This window comes from Actinoallomurus liliacearum (assembly GCF_039542035.1).
Lineage (GTDB): Bacteria > Actinomycetota > Actinomycetes > Streptosporangiales > Streptosporangiaceae > Actinoallomurus > Actinoallomurus liliacearum.
Genome location: NZ_BAABHJ010000022.1, coordinates 1 through 19,326, shown reverse-complemented (window position 1 = coordinate 19,326; position 19,326 = coordinate 1). Strand labels below are relative to the sequence as shown.

Below are 19,326 nucleotides of genomic sequence, written 5' to 3'. Positions count from 1 at the left end.
GGGGCTGGAGTGCAGCACTTCGTCCGGTGCGGAACGGCCCATGAGTCTCCGCAGTTACCGGCCCGAGCAGCTGATACGTGGCGGGGTACTACTCGGACAGGGGACTGCACAAGGCGGTCCAGCACGCCGTTGTGTCTCGGGGGATCGACTCCGTCCTCGTGCGCTCGGGGTGCTCGCCCATCGCGCAACCGGAGTGAACATGGCCACCACGAACGACAACCTTCATGCCGATCTCCTCGTCATCGGCTTCGGCAAGGGCGGCAAGACGGTCGCCGCGAAGATGGGGAGTCTCGGCAAGCGCGTCCTGCTCGTCGAGCGGTCGGACCGGATGTACGGCGGCACCTGCCCCAACGTGGGTTGTGTGCCGACCAAGGCCCTGGTCCACCATTCCCGCAAACGCCGGCCGGAGGACTCACCGCAGGAGTGGTACGAGCGGTCCATCGGGCAGGTCCAGGCACTCACGAAGCTCTTCCGCGGCGCCAACTACGAGGGCTTGAACGGTATGGACACTGTCACGGTCATCACCGGTAAGGCCGCCTTCATCGATCCGCACACCGTGGGCGTCGATACGGGCGACGGCCGCCTCACGATCACCGCCGAGACGATCCTCCTCAACACCGGCTCGGAGCCGGTCATCCCGGGCATCCCCGGGTTGCGAGAGAGCCAGTACACCGTCACCAGCGCCGATCTGATCCAGACGACCGTCCTGCCGCAGCGGCTCGCGATCATCGGCGGCGGATACCTCGGCTTGGAGTTCGCCTCGATCTACCGGCAGTTCGGCTCGCAGGTCACCGTCTTCGAAGCCGCGCCGAAGATCCTGGGCCACTTGGACGATGACGTCGCCGCCGTCGCCCAGAGCATCCTCGCCGACGAGGGCACCGACATCATCGCGGGCGCGCACGTCACGCAGGTCCGCGACGGTGACACCGGCGCCACCGTCGTCTTCGAGAAGGACGGCCGGCAGCACAGCGTCGAAGCCGACGCCATCCTCGCCGCCGCCGGTCGCGCGCCGGCGACCCGGGACCTCGGCCTCGACGCCGCCGGGGTGCGCACCTCCGAAAACGGAGCGGTGGAGGTCGACGAACACCTGCGTACGAGCCGGCGGCACATCTACGCACTCGGCGACGTCAACGGCGGACCACAGTTCACCTACATCTCTCTCGACGACAGCCGCATCGTCCTCGATCAGCTCATCGGCGAGGGCACGCGGACGACGGCGGATCGCGTCGCCATCCCCCATACCGTGTTCATCACGCCGCCGCTGGCCACCGTCGGAATCACCGAGAAGGAGGCCCGTGCCGCCGGTCACCGGGTGAAGATCGCCGGCCAGCCGGTCGCCGAGATCGTGGCGATGCCCCGCGCGTACATCGTCGAGGACACGCGCGGAGTCATGAAGTTCGTGATCGACGCCGACACCGACGAGATCCTCGGCGCCGCCATCCTGAGCGTCGACGCCCAGGAGGTCATCAACACCGTCGCGCTCGCCATGCGGCACGGCGTCAAGGCTGCCGAACTCCGCGACGCGGTGTACAACCACCCGACCTCGACCGAGGCCTTCAACGACGTGCTCGCCACGATCGTGCGAACCGACGAGCCCGAAGCCGGGCAAGGGTAGCCGTCCGCCCCGCACCGTCCGCGACTCCGGTACGGCGACGGTCAGCAGCCGGTCGCGGGTTCGGCGATCTCCACGTACACCTTGATGGCCCCGGGTTCGCCGAGGGCGGTGAGGGCGTCGTCGTAGTGCTCCAGGCCCGGGATCGGGTGGGTGAGGAGACGCGACAGCCAGCCGGGGTGCCGCGCCTCGGCGACGGCGAGGTCGCGGACGCCCTCCTCGAAGTGCTCGCGGTTGGCGTTGACGGTGCCGAACATGACCTTGTTGCCGAGGACGAAGTCCAGGTTGATCGCGTCGGAGGGGACCTCGGTGCGCCGCATACCGCCGGTGACGCTGGACAGGATCAGCACGCCGTTACGGGCGAGCAGGCTGCACATGGCGTCGAAGACGATCGGGGAGTATCCGGTCGCCTCGAACACCAGGTCGTAGCCGCCGCCTTCGGCGGCCGCCTGCCGCAGCGAGATCCGCCTGGTGCTGAGGTAGGTCGCGCCGATGGCGCCGACCAGGTCGGAATTGAGGTACGGCGGCTCATCGAGCCCGAAGGTGGTGACCTCCAGGCCGCGGTTGCGCAGGATCATGGTGGCGAGAAGCCCGATGGTGCCCGCGCCGAGGACGGCCGCGCGGCGCGGTCGCCAGACCTTGAGTCGGCGTTGGATGTCGTAGGCCTCCATGATGCCCTTCTCGGCCACGCTCGTCGGTTCCAGCAACACGGCGACGTCGTGGAGTCGTTCGGGGACGTGGATGAGGTAGCGGGGCTCTTCGACGTAGTACTCGGTCAGGAAGCCATGGACGCGGCTGATGCCGTGCTCGTAGTAGGCGTCGTCGGTCGTCATGTCGGGCGTGTCGATGAGGTCGTACAGGCTCTCTCCGGCCCGGCGGACCCGGGCGACGACGTAGTCGCCGGGCTCGACCTCGGTCACGGCCGGCCCGACCTCCTCGACGACGCCGAGGCTCTCGTGTCCGGTGATGAGGATGTCCTGGCCGGCGGGCGCGGCGCCGTACTCGCCGGCGTTGATCTCCTTGTCCGTGCCGTCCAGGCCCAGGCGCAGCATCCGTACGAGGACGCCCCTGCCACCGGGCACATCCGTCACCTTGGGCTTCGGCACCTCGGCCAGATGGGCGGTGTGGGCCTTTCCGGGGTATACGGCGACTGCTTTCATGATCGCCCCCTTGTCGCGAATGGTTCATGACGGAACGGCCGCGCGTGGATGCGCATCGCGGGCGGCGAGTAGCGGCAATCGAGGAACCGGCACGCGTACGCGCTGTCGTGGATGAGCTTGCCGCAGGCCACGGTGCCGCGATACCGCCGGTACAGCAGTGCCGCGGCGAGGGCGCCGAGCGGCGGCCCGGTCAGATAGACCCACAGTCCGGTCCAGAGCACGCCGACGAGTGCGGGCCCGAAGCTACGGGCCGGGTTGAGGCTGGTCCCGGACACCGGCGCCTCGGTGAAGATCAGCACCGCCGTCAGAAGACCGGCCGCCGCCGGGGTGAAGGGCATGAGGCGCGGCCGGTCGACGAAATTCAGGATCAGCGTGACCAGCAGAAAGGTCATGACGGTCTCCACGCCCAGGGACGCCGCCGGACCCCCCATCGCCGGGACGGTGGCCCCGAGACGGACGTCGGCGGCGTAGCGGCCCCAGACGAACAGGGCCAGCAGCGCGCCGGTGACCGCTCCGGCGAACTGTGCGCCGGCGTACGCGGTGGCCGAGCGCGCGGTGAGCTTGCCGAGCAGGAAGAAGGCCAGCGTGACGGCCGGGTTGATGTGGCCGCCGCTGGTCCGGCCGAACGGTGAGTAGACGATGAGCGTGGCGGCACCCGCGGTCAGGATCCCCGTCAGCATCCGCCGCAGGTCGTGGCTGGGAACGGCCGTGACGACGGGCGAGCCGGTCGCGAACCCCGCGACGGCCACGCTGATGACCAGCGCCAGCAGGATCGCCATGCCGGCGAACTCGGCGGTGATCTCTCGCCATCCGGCCATGTCACCTCACTCGATTCGGCCGGCTTCACGTCGTTCGGACTGGGCGATGGCCCAGGCGGCGTTGACCAGCCCGATGTGGCTGAACGCCTGGGGGAAGTTCCCGAGCAACTCGCCGCTGGACGGATCGACCTCCTCGGCAAGCAGCCCCAGGTCGTTGACGTAGGCGGCGGCGCGTTCGAAGACCGTACGGGCGCGTTCGGCCCGGCCGGCCAGGGCGAGCACCTGGGCGAGCCAGAAGGTGCACAGCAGGAACGTGCCCTCCTCGCCGGCGAGACCGTCGACGCCGGCCTGCGCGCGGTAGCGGTACACCAGGCCGGCGTCGTCGGTGAGCCGTTGTTCGATGGCCTCGATGGTGGCCAGCATGCGCGGGTCGTCGGCGGGCAGGAACCCGACCATCGCCATCATCAGGGCGGAGGCGTCCAGGTCCTGCGACCCGAAGTACTGGGTGAACGCCCCGGCGCGCTCGTTCCAGCCCTCTGACAGCACGGTCGTCCGGATCTCCTCCCGGGTCCGTTTCCAGAACTCGACGTGGTCCTCGGCGCGCAGCCACTCCGCCAGGCCGATGGCACGGTCCAGCGCCGCCCAGCACATGACCTTCGAGTACAGGAAGTGCCGCGGTTCGCCGCGTACCTCCCAGATGCCCTGGTCCTTCTCGGTCCAGCGTTCGGCGGCGATGTCGGCGCAGGCGACCAGGAAGCACCGGATGTCTTCGTCGACGTCGCCGATCTGGTCGGCGAGAAGGTGGGCCGCGTCGAGCAGTTCGCCGTACACGTCGATCTGCCGCTGCTTCCATGCGCCGTTGCCCACGCGGACCGGGCGGCTGTCACGCCAGCCGTGCAGGTGCGGCATGGTGCGTTCGCTGAGGTCGTGCTCGCCGCCGACCCCGAACATGATCTGCAGGACGCGGTCCTTGCTCAGCGAGGGGGCGGCCGTGGTGAGGAAGGCGAAGAAGTCGTTCGCCTCATCGGGACAGGCGGCGACCCACAGGGCGGCCATGGTCAGGGACGCGTCCCTGACCCACGCGTAGCGGTAGTCCCAGTTCCGCTCGCCCCCGACGCCTTCGGGCAGCGAGGTGGTCGCGGCCGCCACGATCGCGCCGCTCGGCTGGAAGGACAGCGCCTGCAGCACCCGTCCGCTGCCGTGCACCAGTTCGCGCCAGGGCCCCTCGTACGCCTGGTGCAGCGCGGACCACGACCGCCAGGCGGCGATCGTCGCGTCCAGGCGGGAGGACAGCTCACCCTGGGGCCAGACCCGCGCCGGGGTCTCCTCGAGCGTCGAGCGGTGCAGTCCGAAATGCAGCGTCTCGCCCGCGCGTACGGTGCCGGTGCCCCGGCCGGCGGAGTCACTGACATCCATCGGGACCGGCGTGGTCAGCACCAGCCATTCGGCGCCACCCCGCGAGGTCACACCGCCGTCCGCGGCCGTCAGGATCGGGAAGATCAGCCCATACTCCGGCCGCGGGCGGTACTCGATCTCCACGGGCACCTGTCCCTCGATGCCGGCGAGCCGGCGTGCCAGTACCCGGGGGACGCCGACGCCGAGCCGGTGACCTCCGTTGTCCGGACCGACCAGGAGGGCGTCGGTGAGCACGGCGACCCCCGTCTCGGTCCGGAAGGTCGTCTCCAGCACCATCGTCCGCGCCACGTATCGCCGGGAGACCCGGTAGGGGACGGACGGGTGAATCGACCAGTGGCCGGCCCCGTCGTCCAGGAGGCGGCCGAAGACGGACGGGCTGTCGAACCGAGGGAAGCACAGCCAGTCGACCGAGCCATCGCGGCTGATCAATGCCGCAGAGTGGCGATCGGAGACCAAGGCGTAATCGGCGATCGGCGTAGCGCTCACGGCAGCTCCCACACGCAAGTACCTCATATCAATGCAGTACTGCCGGAGCGACCAACGTCACCCCTTTTGCGGAACGACTTGGCAAAGTCGGGTCCAGAATCCCTCCGGTGGCCGGGCGCCGCCTCAATTGAGGCCCGCCTCTGACAAGCAGTGCGGAGACCTACGTCTCCGCCGTCTGGCGTCGCCACCTTCCCGACGCGACGGAGCCGCCCATCTGGATCCAGCGGCAGATCCTCCCGGAAACCGAGTCCTACTTCGAACGAGTCACCTTCGAGCACGCCGACCCGGCGTCGTACACCGTCACCGGCCCGGGATGGGTCACACTCACCGACGAGGAGGTGACCCGGCTCGTTGGCGCCTTCGTCGACCCGACACGCGGTGACGGATACCAGCACCGTCCACCAGAGGGAGCGCCAGCCCCGCCTCGTCATCAAGTGGGTGGCCCGGTTTCCCCGACCGTCCCCCGGCCGGGCACCGGCCTGCATGCCGGCCAGAACCGTTTGGTGGCGTCGCTTCCGCCGCCAACTCGTTCCGCGCCGCGAAAGCCGGGACTGCTGCTGGTACCACCGGGGCGATTGGCACCGCGTCTGCCGCCTCGAACCCCTCGTAGAGGGGCGCGAGGCGGGAGGCGCAGGCGGATCGGATAGGTCTTGCGTTCGTTTCAGCCCAGCCATGGGTAAAATTGGACCTAGCAGTCCATCCTGAGTCAGTCGATCGTACCGGAGCCGACCTGCTTCGAAGCGGCTTGAACTCGGCCGTTCCGATCGGTCGAATGGCTCGCTGTGTAGCCCTGGAAGGGGTCTGAGCAGGCTCACTGATCCGCGGACCTCGACCCTTCTGCATCCACTGCATCCAGTGCGGCCGCCCCGGTCTACCTGGGGTTGCCTAGGAGAATTTTGGACTGTATGGTCCTTCTGTATGGTGCTCCGGTTGCGAAGAGATCGGGAACTCGGCGCCGACTGAGTCACCCCTCGCGATACGGGGCACCAGGCGTCCCGCGCAGCCGACGTCATCGGCCAGGTCGCAGCCAGGGCGGCTAAGGCCTGCGGCGGAGCTCTGAAGCACTAAGAGTCCGACGTGGGCTCACCGACGACCACTCACATCCCGACCGGAGGTCGATTCGCTGTGTCACGACTGAACGTTCCCCCTGATGTACCCGCCAGCGCGCAGCGGATACTGGACAACGTTGGCGCGCAGCTCGGCTTCGTCCCGAACATGCTCAAGACCATCGCGTCGAACTCGGCCGTTCTCGAGGTCGTCACGACTCTGCAAGGCACCTTGAGCCGGGTTCTGGATGCGAAGACCCGGCACAGCATCGCGCTGGCCGTGTCGCAAGCCAACGGCTGCAGTTACTGCCTGGCCATACACACCTACGTCGCTCGGCCGCCTCGGGAGCTCGGTCGATCCCAAGCGCGCCGCGGCCGCTCGCTTCGCGCAACAGGTGGTCGACAGCCGCGGGCGGGTCAGCGACGCGGAACTCGCGGGTTGCGAGGTGCGGGGTACACCGACCCGCAGATCCTGGCGATCGTCGCGCTGGCAGTGCGATTCCTGCTCACCAACTTCATCAACAACGTCAACCAGACCGACCTCGACATTCCGGCCGTCGGCTCGGTCGATGCGGCCGTGACCCAGTGAACCCGCACCCGGAGCCGACGGCCCGACGCGGCGAGCGAGAGCGCGATCGAGCACGTGTTCCGCGCCTGGCACGAAGCCGTGCCGGCCCGGGACGCGGACAAGGTCGTCGACCTCTATGCGGCAGACGGCGTCAAGGCGCTTCTCGCGGGCGATCTGCCTCGGCGGCGACAGGTATCAGCTTCCAGCGCATTAGCGAACTAATTGTCTGCGGCAAGAACTAGCTCCAACCCTACAAAGCACCGCCCCTCACCTACTGGTCGCAAGAAGAAGGAAGATTGACGTGGATCTCGACAAGCTTATGAACAAGCACCTCACCAGGGCTTTCGATCCTAGTAAAGCCATCCCAGAAGAAACCCTTCAGAAATTGTTGAGGTTTCTGCGGTCTACGCCGACATCGACGAACATTCAGCCCAACCACTTCTACGTACTCGCCACGGCCGAAGGCAAAGAGCGCCTCGTGGCCCACCTGGGGGAACGATTCCAAGACAACAGCGAGAAGATCCTGAACGCGTCGCACACCATTATCCTCACCACCCGGGCGGATCTACCCGACAGCCACCTCGAAGAGGTGTTCGCCAAGGAGACCGCCGACGGTCGGTTCCCCGACCCGGCGAAGCGCGCGCTGTGGCAGTCAATGACCCGCGACTTCCTCAACCTGCGCAACTACGGCTACAAGGATGTTAACCACTGGATGGAGAAACAGACCTACATGGCGCTGGGCATGACCATGATGGCGGCCGCTGAACTCGGCGTCGAAGCCATGCCGCTCGAAGGGTTCGACCCGACCAGCGTCGACAAGGGGTTCAAGATTCGCGAGGCCGGACACACCACGACAGTGCTGCTGGCGCTCGGTTACCCCGATCCGGCGAGGGTGTACAGCGACCCGATTTCACGCTTCGAAGCCGACCGGCTGTTCACCTTCGTCTGAATATCCCGGCATCGGAACGTGGTACCTGTGATCAAGCAGGTCGGCCGGGGCGGATCGCTCCGGCCGGCTTTCTCATCTGCGGTGGCAGCCCTGGCGGCCGCGTTCGTCGCGGTGGGCTCGACGATCCCGCTTTTCAACATCTACCGGGCCGAGGAGAGGTTCACCAACGCCGATATCTCGATGACCGTCGTCGCCTACTCCGCTGCCACGCTCACCACACTGTTGGTAATGGGACGGCTATCCAATCACCTGGGTCGCCGGCCCACCTCGATCGCGAGCCTCGGTCTGCTCGTGCTGGGCTGTCTGCTGCTGCTGAACGTGCACGACATCGGCACCCTGATCGCCGGTCGGCTCCTGATGGGCCTCGGGGCCGGGCTGGCCGGCACCAGCCTCACCTCCTACGTCGTCGATGCCGCACCGGCCAGGCCGGCCTGGTTGGCCTCCGTCGCCTCCAGCCAGACAGTCATGCTGGGTCTTGCCGTCGGCGCCATCGCGTCCGGAGCCTTGATCCACTTCGGCCCATGGCCACGCGAGCTTATCTACTTGGTTGCCATCGGCCTCCTCCTCCTGTCTTCCGTGCTCATCGCCATCAGCCCGGAGACTGAAACTCCGTCGCCGGGCGCTTGGCGATCACTGCGACCGGACGTACGCGTACCGGCCCGGGGCAGGCGTCTTCTCCCTGTCGCGGCCGCGGTGTTCCTGGCCACCTGGGCGACCGGGGCCTTCTACCAGGCCTTCGTGCCCGCACTGGTCGAAGATCAACTTCGCACCCGCAGCCCGCTCGTCCTCGGACTGGTGTTCGCCGACATGGCACCCAGCGCTCTCGCTGCTCCAATCGAGGGCCGGTTCACACCCGCGGCGGCCCAACGCATCGGCATGATCATCTTCCTGACCGGATGGATCGGCATCATCACCGCGACCGCCACCGGCACACTGGCGTTGTTCATCGCCGCAACCATCGTGCCGGCGCCAGCCAAGGCATCGCTATCAGCGCCGCCACGCGCGGCCTGCTGCATGGCAGCACCCCGGCCGACCGGGCATCGATCTTCGGCGTCATCTACCTCATCTGTTACAGCGCCGCCACGTTCCCCAGCCTCATCTCCGGCCAGCTCTCCAACAGCTTCTCGCTACCGCAGATCGCCCTCGGATACGGCGCACTCGCCCTCCTCGCGACGCTGTTCGCTGTTTTCGCTGCACGTAACCCATGCACCGACACGAGCGGGAGCAGCCAGCTCGGTGAGTGGTCATGACGAACCTCACCGTCATCCGGATCTCACTCGACCAGGAGCAGGTCGCCGCCGGCACTCGTCGACGCTCGCGCTGACTCGGCAGCAGCACGATTGGAGTGTCGGGCGTCGATCAGATCGGCATCGGTGGCCGTTCGCGAGAGGTGCTCGGCCACGAAGGAGCAGATTGCGGTGATCGTGCCCTCGCGGGCGCGGATCTCGTCGAGCACTCGCCGCACCGTCGCGCCTGCCACGCCTTGGCGTTGATGACTCGATTCCACCTCGGCGTGCAGTAGGGCGTACCGGTTGGGCTTCAGGTAAGGGTAGTAAAGCCAGCCGAGTGCGGTCTTGGTCTGCCGGAGATACCCAGGTGGCGTTCGAGATCTACGGGACCCGGGAACCGCCAAGGCGGTCGGCAGGCGACAGCCTGTGCGTGACCTCGCCGAGATGCGGGAACTGGTCCGAGACTGGGATCTGCAGTCGTCGCGGAGCCCTGTGCCACAGGGTCTGTGGGCAGTGGAGGCGGCCGACGACGGCCAGTTTCTCGGCGGCGCGACCCTGCCTCCCTTGAGTCCGCGCACACGCCGTCACGCCGTGAGGAACGACTTCACGTGGTCAAGCGCCATATCGAGGGCGATCTCCATGGGCTTGATGTCATGCGCTGTCTCAGCGAGGAGGTACCCGCCTTGCAAGGCGGCCATCAGACCCGTGGCAAGTTTCTCCGGGTCGGCATCAGGCTTGAGCGCCCCGCTGTCCCGCATCCGCCGCAGGCCGGCGGCGAGCAGCCCTTCCCATTCCGCGAACGACTCGGCGAGGGTGGCGCGGGCCTGGTCGTCCTGGTCGGCGAGCTCGCCGGCCAGCGAGCCGAGCGCACAGCCGTAGGCGCCGTTCCGCAACGCGTTTCGCTGCACCAGTGCGTCGCGCCAGCGAACCAGACCGCGGAACGACTTCAAGCGTTGAAGGTAGCCGCGTTCACGCTCGAGGACCTGCTCGGTCCGCGCCGCGACGACGGCGCGGACCAGTTCTTCCTTGTCCGGGAAGTGGTTGTAGAGCTGAGATTTACTGGTATTGCTCGCAGCCCGGACGTCGTCCAGCGTGGTCGCGTTCACGCCTTTCACGTACATCAGCTCGACGGCAGCCGCCACGATGCGGGCGCGGGTGGCGGCCCCACGTGGCGTCAGCCTCCGCCCCGGCTGTGCGTTCTCCGGCCTGCTCACAGGCCTCAGGCTACCCTTTTTGCGCACAGCTGCCGCCGCACGGCTACATCGTCCCCGTGGCCACGGGTCTGCCATCCAGCCCCTTCGTCGTCATCTTAAGTGGACGATAGACGCGTTCGTATTAAGGAACGTGGTGGGTGGATGCGCGTTCGAATCGACATGACGATGGACACTTCGCTGGGCGGCTTACTCTCGTCGCCGACCACGGTGAAACTGTCCGGTATCTGGTGGCCCACCCGCCGCGGGAACGACCCAGCCCCTGGACCGCCTGGCGGGCGTCGGGTTTCGCAGAAAGCGACGGGGTGAGTCGGCACCGTCTCTCCAGCAGGACAAGGCCGAAGTCGTCCGTGCGGTACTGACCAGGCGGGAGATCGGTGTCGTCACGTCTGCGGCCGCCGGAACCACGCGTGATCACCGCCATGCAGCCCTCTTCATGTGGCAGGACGGCCGCAACCCCACCGCCACCCACTTCCACTCGGCCTGTCCATCCCGATGTGGTACCCGCCCACGGCGACGTCGACGCCGGCGAGGGATCCGGTGATGAGGTCCTCCGCGATGAGGGCGTAGTCACACACAGGGGAAACTGGACTATTTTGTCCATAGATGCCGTAGTATTCATCGGCGAGCCTCCACTGCCCGGTGGCCTGGTGTCGCGAGTTTAAGCCGGTGCAGCCGTATGTCCCCGTTTGGGCAGCTGCCTGTATGCTGGAGCATCAATGGACGATATAGTCCATAGGCCATCGCGCAGAGCGTTGGCTGCGAGGACTGGATGCAGGGAGTGCCGGATGAAGGCGATCGTGGTGACGGACCAGGCTGCGGGAACGGCCGGGATGACGCTGGTGGAGCGGCCCGAGCCGCGGGCAGCGATCAACGATGTCGTGGTGCAGGTTCATGCGTCGGGGTTCGTCCCGACTGAGATGGAGTGGCCCTCGACCTGGACCGATCGCGCCGGCCGTGACCGGACGCCGTCGGTCCCCGGGCACGAGGTTGCCGGAGTGGTCGCCGCTGTCGGCTATGGCACGACGGGGCTGTCGGTGGGACAGCGGGTGTTCGGCATCACGGACTGGCATCGCGACGGCACCCTGGCGGAGTACGTGGCCGTCGAGGCGCGCAACCTCGCGCCGCTGCCGGGCGACGTCGGCTTCACGGTGGGCGCGAGCCTGCCGATCTCGGGCTTGACCGCATGGCAAGGGCTGTTCGAGCACGGCCGCCTTCAGGCGGGGCAGACCGTCCTTGTGCACGGCGCGGCCGGCGCGGTCGGGACGATGGTGACGCAGCTCGCACACGAGTTCGGGGCCTACGTGATCGGCACCGGACGCGCGGCCGACCGTCAAAAGACGCTCGACTTCGGCGCGCGAGAGTTCATCGACCTTGAGAACGAGGCGCTGGAAGACGCCGGCAGCGTCGACCTGGTGTTCGACGTCATCGGCGGTGACGTCCAGAGGCGGTCCGCACGCCTGATTCGAGCCGGAGGAACGCTCGTGTCCGTCGTCGGGCCGACCGATGTGCGGCCCACCGACGGCTTGGCGGTCGACTTCGTCGTCGAGTCCGATCGTGCCCAACTGGGCGAGATCGCGCAGCGGATACGGGATGGACGACTGCGGACGAACATCGGCGACATCGCGACCCTCGACAACGCCGTCGCGGCCCTCAACCCGACCGAGCGCCGCAAGGGAAAGACGATCATCAACGTTCGCCCATAAGGAGAGCGTCTTCGAGAAGGTCGGGCCATCAGTGGACGTGGTCAGGAGGCCGGATTCCGCGCCGCTCGGCACGGCTCTTCTCGGTCGTGTCGGTGTGCGGGTCGCGTGCAGCGAGGATGGTGAACAGGGCGGCGTCGATGGCGAGTCGGCATAGCCGAGGGCGATCTGTGGTAGCGAGAAGGTGTTGGCCGGTGATCTTCTCGCACGGCTGAGCATCGAGCAGTTGCCGTAGAACCGTGTCGGCCGCGGGTCGACGGCGTCCCACCGACTCGCCTTCCCTGCGCGTAGCCACACCCGGCGGCGTCCGTGGGTCATTCTTCGATCCGCACGCCCGCCTTGGCTAAGCGACGGGCGTCGCCAGTGGGATCCGCCCGGCCGGCTCTTGGCAAATCGGCCGCCGCCACCAAGCCGCACACCGGAACGGGCGGCCGACCGTCGGTCGCACCATGACGGCCGCGCCGACCACTGGGATCGATGGGCTTCTTCCTTAGCCGCCCGCTCAGGCGTTCGTGTTCAACACTCTGACCCTGCGTCAGGCGCCAGAGGCGCCCAGTGGGCTCATCGGCGTCGGCGGGCACGGTCGTCGCACGCCGGACGACCGGCGATCCACCCGGGGACGGTAACGGATCCAAGGTGGTCCATAACCACCGCATCGCCCATTGGAGCAGGTCTTGTACGCCGGCCGGCGGCGTGAAGGGGGGATTACGGCTTCTCCGGCAGAACAGCCTCCTTCGCTTCCGGATGTTCCCAGGGGCCGATGAACTCGCGACTGCGCAGCTGAGCCTGACTCTTAGGATCCCGATGGTCTCGGGCGGGTCACCGCCCGGTCAGGATCATGGAATCAGTGCCTGAGCCGACACCGGGATTCCATTGATACATGTGCCGCCTATGACCTGTGTGTCGCCTACGATCTCTGGGCTGGACCGCGGCTCGCGCATCCTGCACGGATGGGTGATGCGGAGGTCGTGGCCTCTTAGCAGTATCTAGTCATCGCCGCTTGTAGCTCGCGGTGACGGTGACCGATCGAGCTGGGGCCGCAATGGGGGGCGGCGCTCAGATCGTCGGCCAGGCCGACCGATGGTCGTGCTGATGTCGCCGCTCGGAGCTCGCGGTGACGGCGTACCGGCCGGGCCCAGGTTCAGGGGGCTGGGCCCGGCCGGTGCACCGGAAGACCATGCTTGACGGCAACGTGGATACGTCACCGCCGGGTGCCGTATGCGCCGCGGCGCTCACCCGTCCGCAGGTCAACGAGGTGGTGAGGGTCTCAACCGGGTAGGCTCTTGGCGTGTCTGACGGAAATCCGCCGGGCGTGTGGCCGTCGGTTCCAGACACCTCGGCCCGAGTCGACCTCGGGCGATGTTCGCGGCGTGGCTGGCGTGGCCGGGACTGCGAGTGGCAGGTCATTTCGGGTCTGCTGCGGGCGGCCGGGAGCGGCCGCGGTGGGGTGTTGCTGGTCGAGGGTGAGTCGGGCGTGGGCAAGAGCCGCCTGCTCGCCGAGGCGGTCGAGGCCGCGGCGGGATTGGGGTTCGTGCTCGCCCGGGGTACGGCGGATGAGTCAACCCAGTTGGCGCCGCTGAAGCCGCTGATGTCAGCGTTCGGGGAGTCCACTCAGACCTTGCTTGGCTCTCGGGGGATTACGCCCGCGGACATGCGGTTGCGGCTGGTGGATGAGTTGCAGGACCGGCTGGAGAACCGGGCCGCGGATGGCCCGCATCTGGTCACGCTGGATGATCTGCAGTGGGCCGATCCGATGACGCTGCTGGCATTGCGCTCGTTGATACCCGAGCTGGCGTCGTACCCGCTGGTGTGGATCTTGTCTCGTACGATCGGCAGTGGCGGTTCGGGGCTGGACCGGTTGTATGAGGTTCTCGAACGCGATGGCGCGACGCGGCTGATGCTGGAGGCGCTGGGCGACCAGGCCGTGGCCGAGGTCATTACCGACATGCTCGATGCGGCGCCGGATTCGGAGTTGCTCGCGCTGGCGGCCGGGGCGGGAGGCAATCCGTTCTTGCTCATGGAATGGCTTGAGGGACTTCGCGACGAGGGCGCGATCGAGATCAGCGACGGTCACGCGCGTCTGGTCTCCCGGCGGCTGCCGCGCCGGGTGCAGGAGATCGTGCGTAGGCATTGTGAGGGTTTGTCCTCACCTACGCGCCATCTGCTGCAGGTCGCGGCCATCTTGGGCCGCTGCTTCGACGCGAACGACCTCGCGGACATGCTCGGCGAGCCGCCCAGCCGGCTGCTGCCGGCGCTGGAGGAGGCCGAAGCGGCTAGATTCGTGGTGCCGGCTGGGGACCAGCTGGCCTTTCGGCATGACCTACTGTGGCGGGCCGTGGCCGAGACCGTTACTGCGTCGATGCGCCAAGCCTTGCACCGTCAGGCGGCGCAGATGCTGTTGGAGCGTGGCGGGTCGGCCATTCCCGCCGCAGCGCACCTGATGCGTAGTATGCGGCCGGGGGACACAGCCGCTCTGGAGGGCCTTGACCGGGCGGTAGGTGAGGTGTTGCCGTCTTCCCCGCAGACTGCGGCCGATCTGGCCGTCCGGGCGCTCGACCTCACCGCGCCGTCGGCTCCCGGCCGCTTCGACCGTACGGTAACCGCCGTCTACGCTCTTGCGGCGGCCGGGCGGCTGGCCCAGGCGGCGGAGCTTGCTCGCACCGCGCTGAGCCAGACCACGCTGCCTGAGCAGACCTCCCAGCTGCGCTACGTACTGGCCTACGTCCTGATGCTGGCCGGCCGACCGGAGGAGGCGGTGGCCCAGGCGCGGTCGGCGCTCAGCCAACCGGACCTTTCCGGTGAGCTACGAGGCCTCACCGAACAAGTGCTGTTCCAAGGGCTGTTCGCCAGCCGCGACCGTCGACGAGGGCGAGAGCGGGCACAGACCATCGTGGCCGCCGCCGAACGCCACGACCCTCCCGCCCGGGTCGGGGCTCACATACTGCTCGCCGGGGTCGGCTGGGCGGAGGGACGGGCCGCCGATGCGATCGGTCACCTCCGCGAGGCGGTACGCATCGCAAGCGGCGGCCCGATCCAAGCCCAGCACGCGCACCCGCGCCTGCTCCTGGCCAACGCACTTACGTCCATGCGGCAGTTGGGGGAGGCCGAGGCCGTGATCCAGGCCGTCGACCAGGAGATAACAGCGCTCGGCCACACCGCATATGCCGCCAGTCCCGCGATCTGCCGAGCCCGGCTGCGGCTCGCCTCCGGCCGGCTTGACGACGCCGCGGCCGAGGCCGAAGCCGGGCTGGCCATGGCCGACCAGCTGGGCATGCATGCATTCGATTTCCTGGGGCTCGCAGTGCTCGCCATCGTCGCAGCGTGCCGCGGCGACATCGAGACCGCCGCCAGGCACGCCGAGCTTTACAGGTCTCGACGTCAGGCAGGTCAAGGCGAGCTGTACGGACGCGTTTGGTGCGAGTGGGGTATGGCGCTGGTGACCGAGGCCCGAGCCGGCCCGGATAAGGCGATCGACGTGATCAGCGACACAATCGCCATTGCCACGGAACGACAGTGGCTGCTCATGACCGAACCCGGCGCCGCGGGCTGGCTGACCCGGACCCTGCTCGCCGCCGGCGACCGCTCCGCCGCCGAGACCATTGTGGTCACCGCCGAACGTCTCGCCGAAGACAACCCCGACTTCCCCACGCTTGCCGCCTCGGCCGGCCACGCTCGCGGCATCCTCCACCGCGACCTCGCTGCCCTGGCCCGCGCCGCCGCCACCCACGTGGGTCCGTGGACCCGTGCTTCGGCCGCCGAAGATCTGGGCGTCCTGCACGCTCATGCGCCTGGCGGCTCCGGCCACGACGCGGCGATCCACAGCCTGGACCAGGCGCTTCAGGACTACCAGCGAACCGGCGCACTGCGGGATGCAGCCCGCGTCCGCGCCAGGCTACGCAAGCTCGGCATAAGACGCCGCCACTGGCGTCAACCCGAACGCCCGGTCTCCGGATGGGACAGCCTCACCGACACCGAACGCAACGTCGCAACACTGGTCGCCCAAGGACTCACCAACCCGCAGGTCGCCACCCAGATGTTCATCTCGCCACACACGGTCAAGTTCCACCTCCGCCAAGTCTTCCGCAAACTCGACGTCGGCTCCCGCGTCGAACTCGCCAGGCTCGCCGCCGACCAGACCTCGGACCTGTGATTGAGGCGATCGGACTCGGCCTCACCACGGCGCATCACCATCCCCTCTGCGGACCTCGTTCTGGAGAGCCTGTCGAACCGGATGAGACGTCGGGCCACCTGCGCGGTTCATGGAGCAGGGTGGCGATCCGGCGGCCCTGGATCACTGCGGCGGTGCCGTCGTGGCCTTGTCCTGCTCGGGAGACGGCGCCGACTCGTTCCGTCGCTTTCGGCGCTGGAATCCGTACCTCCACCGGCGGCGGGAACGACCGCGTGGGCTCGCCACATCCTCTGCCCGATTGGGTGATACGGAGGTCACGGCCTTCTGCGCAGTATTCAGGTGTCGCCGCTGGGAGCTCGTGGTGACGGCGACCCGACCAGCTGGGCCCGTATGGGGGCGGTGCTCAGATCGTCGGGCAGGCCGGCCGATGGTCGCGCGGATGTCACCGCTTCGAGCTCGCGGTGCGGGGGCGGCCGGGCCCCAGCCCAGGTTCGGGGGGCGGGCTGGGGCCCGGCCGGCTCGTCGGCGACAACAAGGCAAAGAGGGGCCTCTGCCGTGTCTCACGGACATTCATGACGACCGTCGGGATATGCGGGCCCGGATACCAAGCCGGAGGAGTCCGCCATGTCCGAACACGATCCCGCGCCCGTCTTGGAACCGGAGGCCGCCGCCTTCGCCAAGGCCATGTCCAAGCCGCCGTTCCTTTTCGACCTCGGCCCCGTCAAGGCCCGCAAGGCCGTCGATCTGCTGCAGGCGGGTGCCGTCAGCAAGCCCAAGGTCGCCGAGGAGTGGGTGAGCGTCCCTGGCGGGCCCACCGGAGCCGTCCGTACGCGGGTGATCAAGCCGGAAGGAGCCGACGGGCCGCTGCCGGTGGTGCTGTACATCCACGGCGGCGGAGTCTTCGGTAACGCCCACACACACGACCGGCTGGTACGGGAGCTGGCCGTTGGTGCCGGAGCGGCCCTGGTCTTCCCCGAATACACCCTGTCGCCGGAGGCGCGCTACCCGGTCGCGATCGAGCAGAACTATGCGGTCTCCCGCTGGATCGTCACCAACGGCGCCGACGAGGGGCTCGACGCTACGCGGCTGGCGGTTGCCGGTGATTCCGTCGGCGGCAACATGGCCGCCGCGCTGACCCTGATGGCCAAGGAACGTCGCAACGTTCCCTTGGTGCAGCAGGTGCTGTTCTATCCGGCCACCGAGGCGAACTGCGACACCGGCTCCTTCCACCGGTTCGCCGAGGGCTACTTCGTGCGCCGCGAAGAACCGCAGTGGTTCTGGGACCAGTACACCACCAGCGAGGACCAGCGCGCCGAGATCACCGCTTCACCGCTGCGCGCCACCATCGGACAACTCGCCGGCCTGCCCCCGGCTCTGATCATTACCGCCGAGGCCGACGTATTGCGTGACCAGGGCGAGGCCTACGGCAACAAACTCCGCGCCGCCAACGTCCCCGTCACCGCTGTCCGCTACCAGGGCACCGTCCACCACTTCATGATGCTGAACGCGCTGCGAGGGACCTACGCCGCCGAAGCCGCAACCACCCAGGCCATCACCGTGTTGGGGAGGGCCCTCGAGATCGCATGAGCGCGGCAGCGCGGTGAGGCCCGGTTGGTCGCCGCGACACCACACCCGCCCGGGGCGCACGCCGTCGGCATCGCTCCGGTGACCGGCGCCGCTACCGGGGACCTCGGACCTGCACCCGCCGTCCCTGCGACGGCCGAGCCCGGCGACCCGACGGCGACGCGTCATGAACCGCCCATCCCGCCCGGCAACGTCCGGCTCGGCGCGTGGGGCTCTGTGCGGGCCAGGTCGCGAGCACGGCGCGGCCCGGCGATGTTGCGGCGCTGCAGGGCGGCGAAGTCCAGCCGTCCGGTTGGTCCCAGCGGACGATCTCTCCGTCCACCATGGTTTGGGCGGGTAGGCGGTCCGCGACCGCGGCGGCGATTTCGTGAAGGCGTCGGTGAGCGGCCTGGCGTGCCGGGACCACAGGCGGACGGTCTTGTGTCGAAAAGACACCCAGCGCTCGATGGACTCATGGGGTGTTGAGCGGCCGGTGGCGTGTTCGCTGCAGGATGCCGAGTTCGACCACCTGGTCAGTCTTGAGCTCGGCGGCGACCCGAATGATCCGCGGAACCTGTGGGTGGAGCCTCCCTCCCCGGGCCACGCCCCGGGCAGTGGACCGAACAACCCCAAGGACACGGTCGAGAACGATCTGCACGCCGCGATCTGCGCAGGCCGGGCTGTCCGCCGCCCAGCAGGCGATCGCCACCGATTGGACCACCGCCGAGTCCAAGCTCGGCCTCGCCCGAGGTTGAGCGTGCGGCCGTCGACCGCACACTCGGTGCCGTATGTGCGGCGGCGCTTGGCGGGAAATCTTCCCCCAGCTTGGGGGAAGACTGCCGTCCAGCCAGGGCCAGCTGACGTACATGCTGGCACGATCTGTGCTCTCGGGCTCAGCACGCCGAGCCGAACACCACGTCGACGGCTGACGGAGCCGCCGGGGAGGCTGCGGACGGCGCGCCTGATGCGGAGCGACCGCCCGGGCCACTTGGCTTACTCGCTTTACCCGCTTTGTTCCGTCTGACGCGCCCCCCGTGTTCGCCCGAGCGGCCTGACATCGGTGAGTCGGCCGTGGCGTGTGCGCCGACCACGGTTAGGGTCTGTCCAGTTAACGGCACCTCTCTGCTCGCAGCGGCTTGACACAGAGAGGTGCCGAAAACCGTACTGTGAGGATCTTGGCGTGCCGCCTCGGGCCGCAGCCTGACCCGAAAACCGACTGGCCTCGTGTGTGCCTTGGGACTGATCTGTCGGCCGCGCGCCTGGGGCGGTGCTTGCTGCCGCCGGACCGATGAGACGTGTCCCGATAGGGGCCTTGCCGCACTGCGCATCCTCACAGTACTGACCGCCTGATCGGGCCGGCGACAGCCAGGCCCCGACCGCGCCTCGATCAGGAGAGAACAACCGTGCCCGGCACCCCCAAACCCGTCTCCATCCCTTCGGCCACCGATGATCCGGAAGTGATCGTGGGAGTAGACACCCACAAGGACTTCCACGTC

11 protein-coding genes and 1 pseudogene are annotated in these 19,326 nt (G+C 68.2%); 7 read left to right on the top strand and 5 right to left on the bottom strand.

What is annotated here, in order from left to right; translation table 11 throughout:
- Positions 1–199: 199 nt before the first annotated feature.
- A complete protein-coding gene (locus ABD978_RS27465) occupies positions 200–1,615 on the top strand; it encodes an FAD-dependent oxidoreductase (protein ID WP_345360668.1) in 1,416 nt (471 codons plus the stop codon).
- Between the two features lie 41 nt (positions 1,616–1,656).
- Here ABD978_RS27465 and ABD978_RS27460 read toward each other — a convergent pair whose 3' ends face one another.
- The 3 genes from ABD978_RS27460 to ABD978_RS27450 are packed head-to-tail and all read right to left on the bottom strand — an operon-like array spanning position 1,657 to position 5,459.
- Positions 1,657–2,772, bottom strand: a complete 1,116-nt coding sequence (locus ABD978_RS27460) for a glucose 1-dehydrogenase (RefSeq protein WP_345360665.1) — start codon at positions 2,770–2,772, stop codon at positions 1,657–1,659.
- Positions 2,769–3,590, bottom strand: a complete 822-nt coding sequence (locus ABD978_RS27455) for an MIP/aquaporin family protein (protein WP_345360662.1) — start codon at positions 3,588–3,590, stop codon at positions 2,769–2,771. Before ABD978_RS27455 ends, ABD978_RS27460 begins: the two co-directional genes overlap by 4 nt.
- 6 nt (positions 3,591–3,596) lie before the next feature.
- Positions 3,597–5,459 (bottom strand): glycoside hydrolase family 15 protein, encoded by a 1,863-nt coding sequence (locus ABD978_RS27450; protein ID WP_345360659.1) that lies wholly within the window; start codon positions 5,457–5,459, stop codon positions 3,597–3,599.
- 1,098 nt (positions 5,460–6,557) lie between these two features.
- Here ABD978_RS27450 and ABD978_RS27445 point away from each other — a divergent pair.
- The 3 genes from ABD978_RS27445 (at position 6,558) to ABD978_RS27435 (ending at position 9,417) form a co-directional block, all read left to right on the top strand.
- Positions 6,558–7,067 carry a carboxymuconolactone decarboxylase family protein gene (locus tag ABD978_RS27445; RefSeq protein WP_345360656.1) on the top strand — a complete coding sequence of 170 codons (510 nt, stop codon included), beginning with the start codon at positions 6,558–6,560 and terminating at the stop codon, positions 7,065–7,067.
- A gap of 280 nt (positions 7,068–7,347) precedes the next feature.
- Positions 7,348–7,995, top strand: coding sequence for a nitroreductase family protein (locus ABD978_RS27440; RefSeq protein ID WP_345360653.1), 648 nt, complete (start codon positions 7,348–7,350; stop codon positions 7,993–7,995).
- A 27-nt stretch (positions 7,996–8,022) separates the two neighbouring features.
- On the top strand, positions 8,023–9,417 hold the full coding sequence (locus ABD978_RS27435; protein WP_345360651.1) for an MFS transporter: 1,395 nt from the start codon (positions 8,023–8,025) through the stop codon (positions 9,415–9,417).
- A gap of 4 nt (positions 9,418–9,421) precedes the next feature.
- On the opposite strand, the pseudogene ABD978_RS43995 reads toward ABD978_RS27435, so the two are convergent.
- Both ABD978_RS43995 and ABD978_RS27430 read right to left on the bottom strand, forming a co-directional pair.
- Positions 9,422–9,802: pseudogene (locus ABD978_RS43995) on the bottom strand (GNAT family protein); the annotation flags it as partial.
- Positions 9,803–9,808: 6 nt separating this feature from the next.
- Entirely contained in the window at positions 9,809–10,438 is a 630-nt protein-coding gene (locus ABD978_RS27430; protein WP_345360649.1) for a TetR/AcrR family transcriptional regulator, read from the bottom strand.
- 785 nt (positions 10,439–11,223) lie between these two features.
- On the opposite strand from ABD978_RS27430, the gene ABD978_RS27425 reads away from it, so the two are divergent.
- The 3 genes from ABD978_RS27425 to ABD978_RS27415 all read left to right on the top strand — a co-directional run bounded on the left by ABD978_RS27425 (position 11,224) and on the right by ABD978_RS27415 (position 17,854).
- The gene (locus tag ABD978_RS27425) at positions 11,224–12,141 is read left to right on the top strand and encodes an NADP-dependent oxidoreductase (protein WP_345360647.1); all 918 of its coding nucleotides are present in this window, start codon (positions 11,224–11,226) and stop codon (positions 12,139–12,141) included.
- A gap of 1,285 nt (positions 12,142–13,426) precedes the next feature.
- Positions 13,427–16,288, top strand: a complete 2,862-nt coding sequence (locus ABD978_RS27420) for a helix-turn-helix transcriptional regulator (protein ID WP_345360645.1) — start codon at positions 13,427–13,429, stop codon at positions 16,286–16,288.
- Between the two features lie 603 nt (positions 16,289–16,891).
- Entirely contained in the window at positions 16,892–17,854 is a 963-nt protein-coding gene (locus ABD978_RS27415; RefSeq protein ID WP_345360643.1) for an alpha/beta hydrolase, read from the top strand.
- The last annotated feature ends 1,472 nt before the right edge of the window (positions 17,855–19,326 follow it).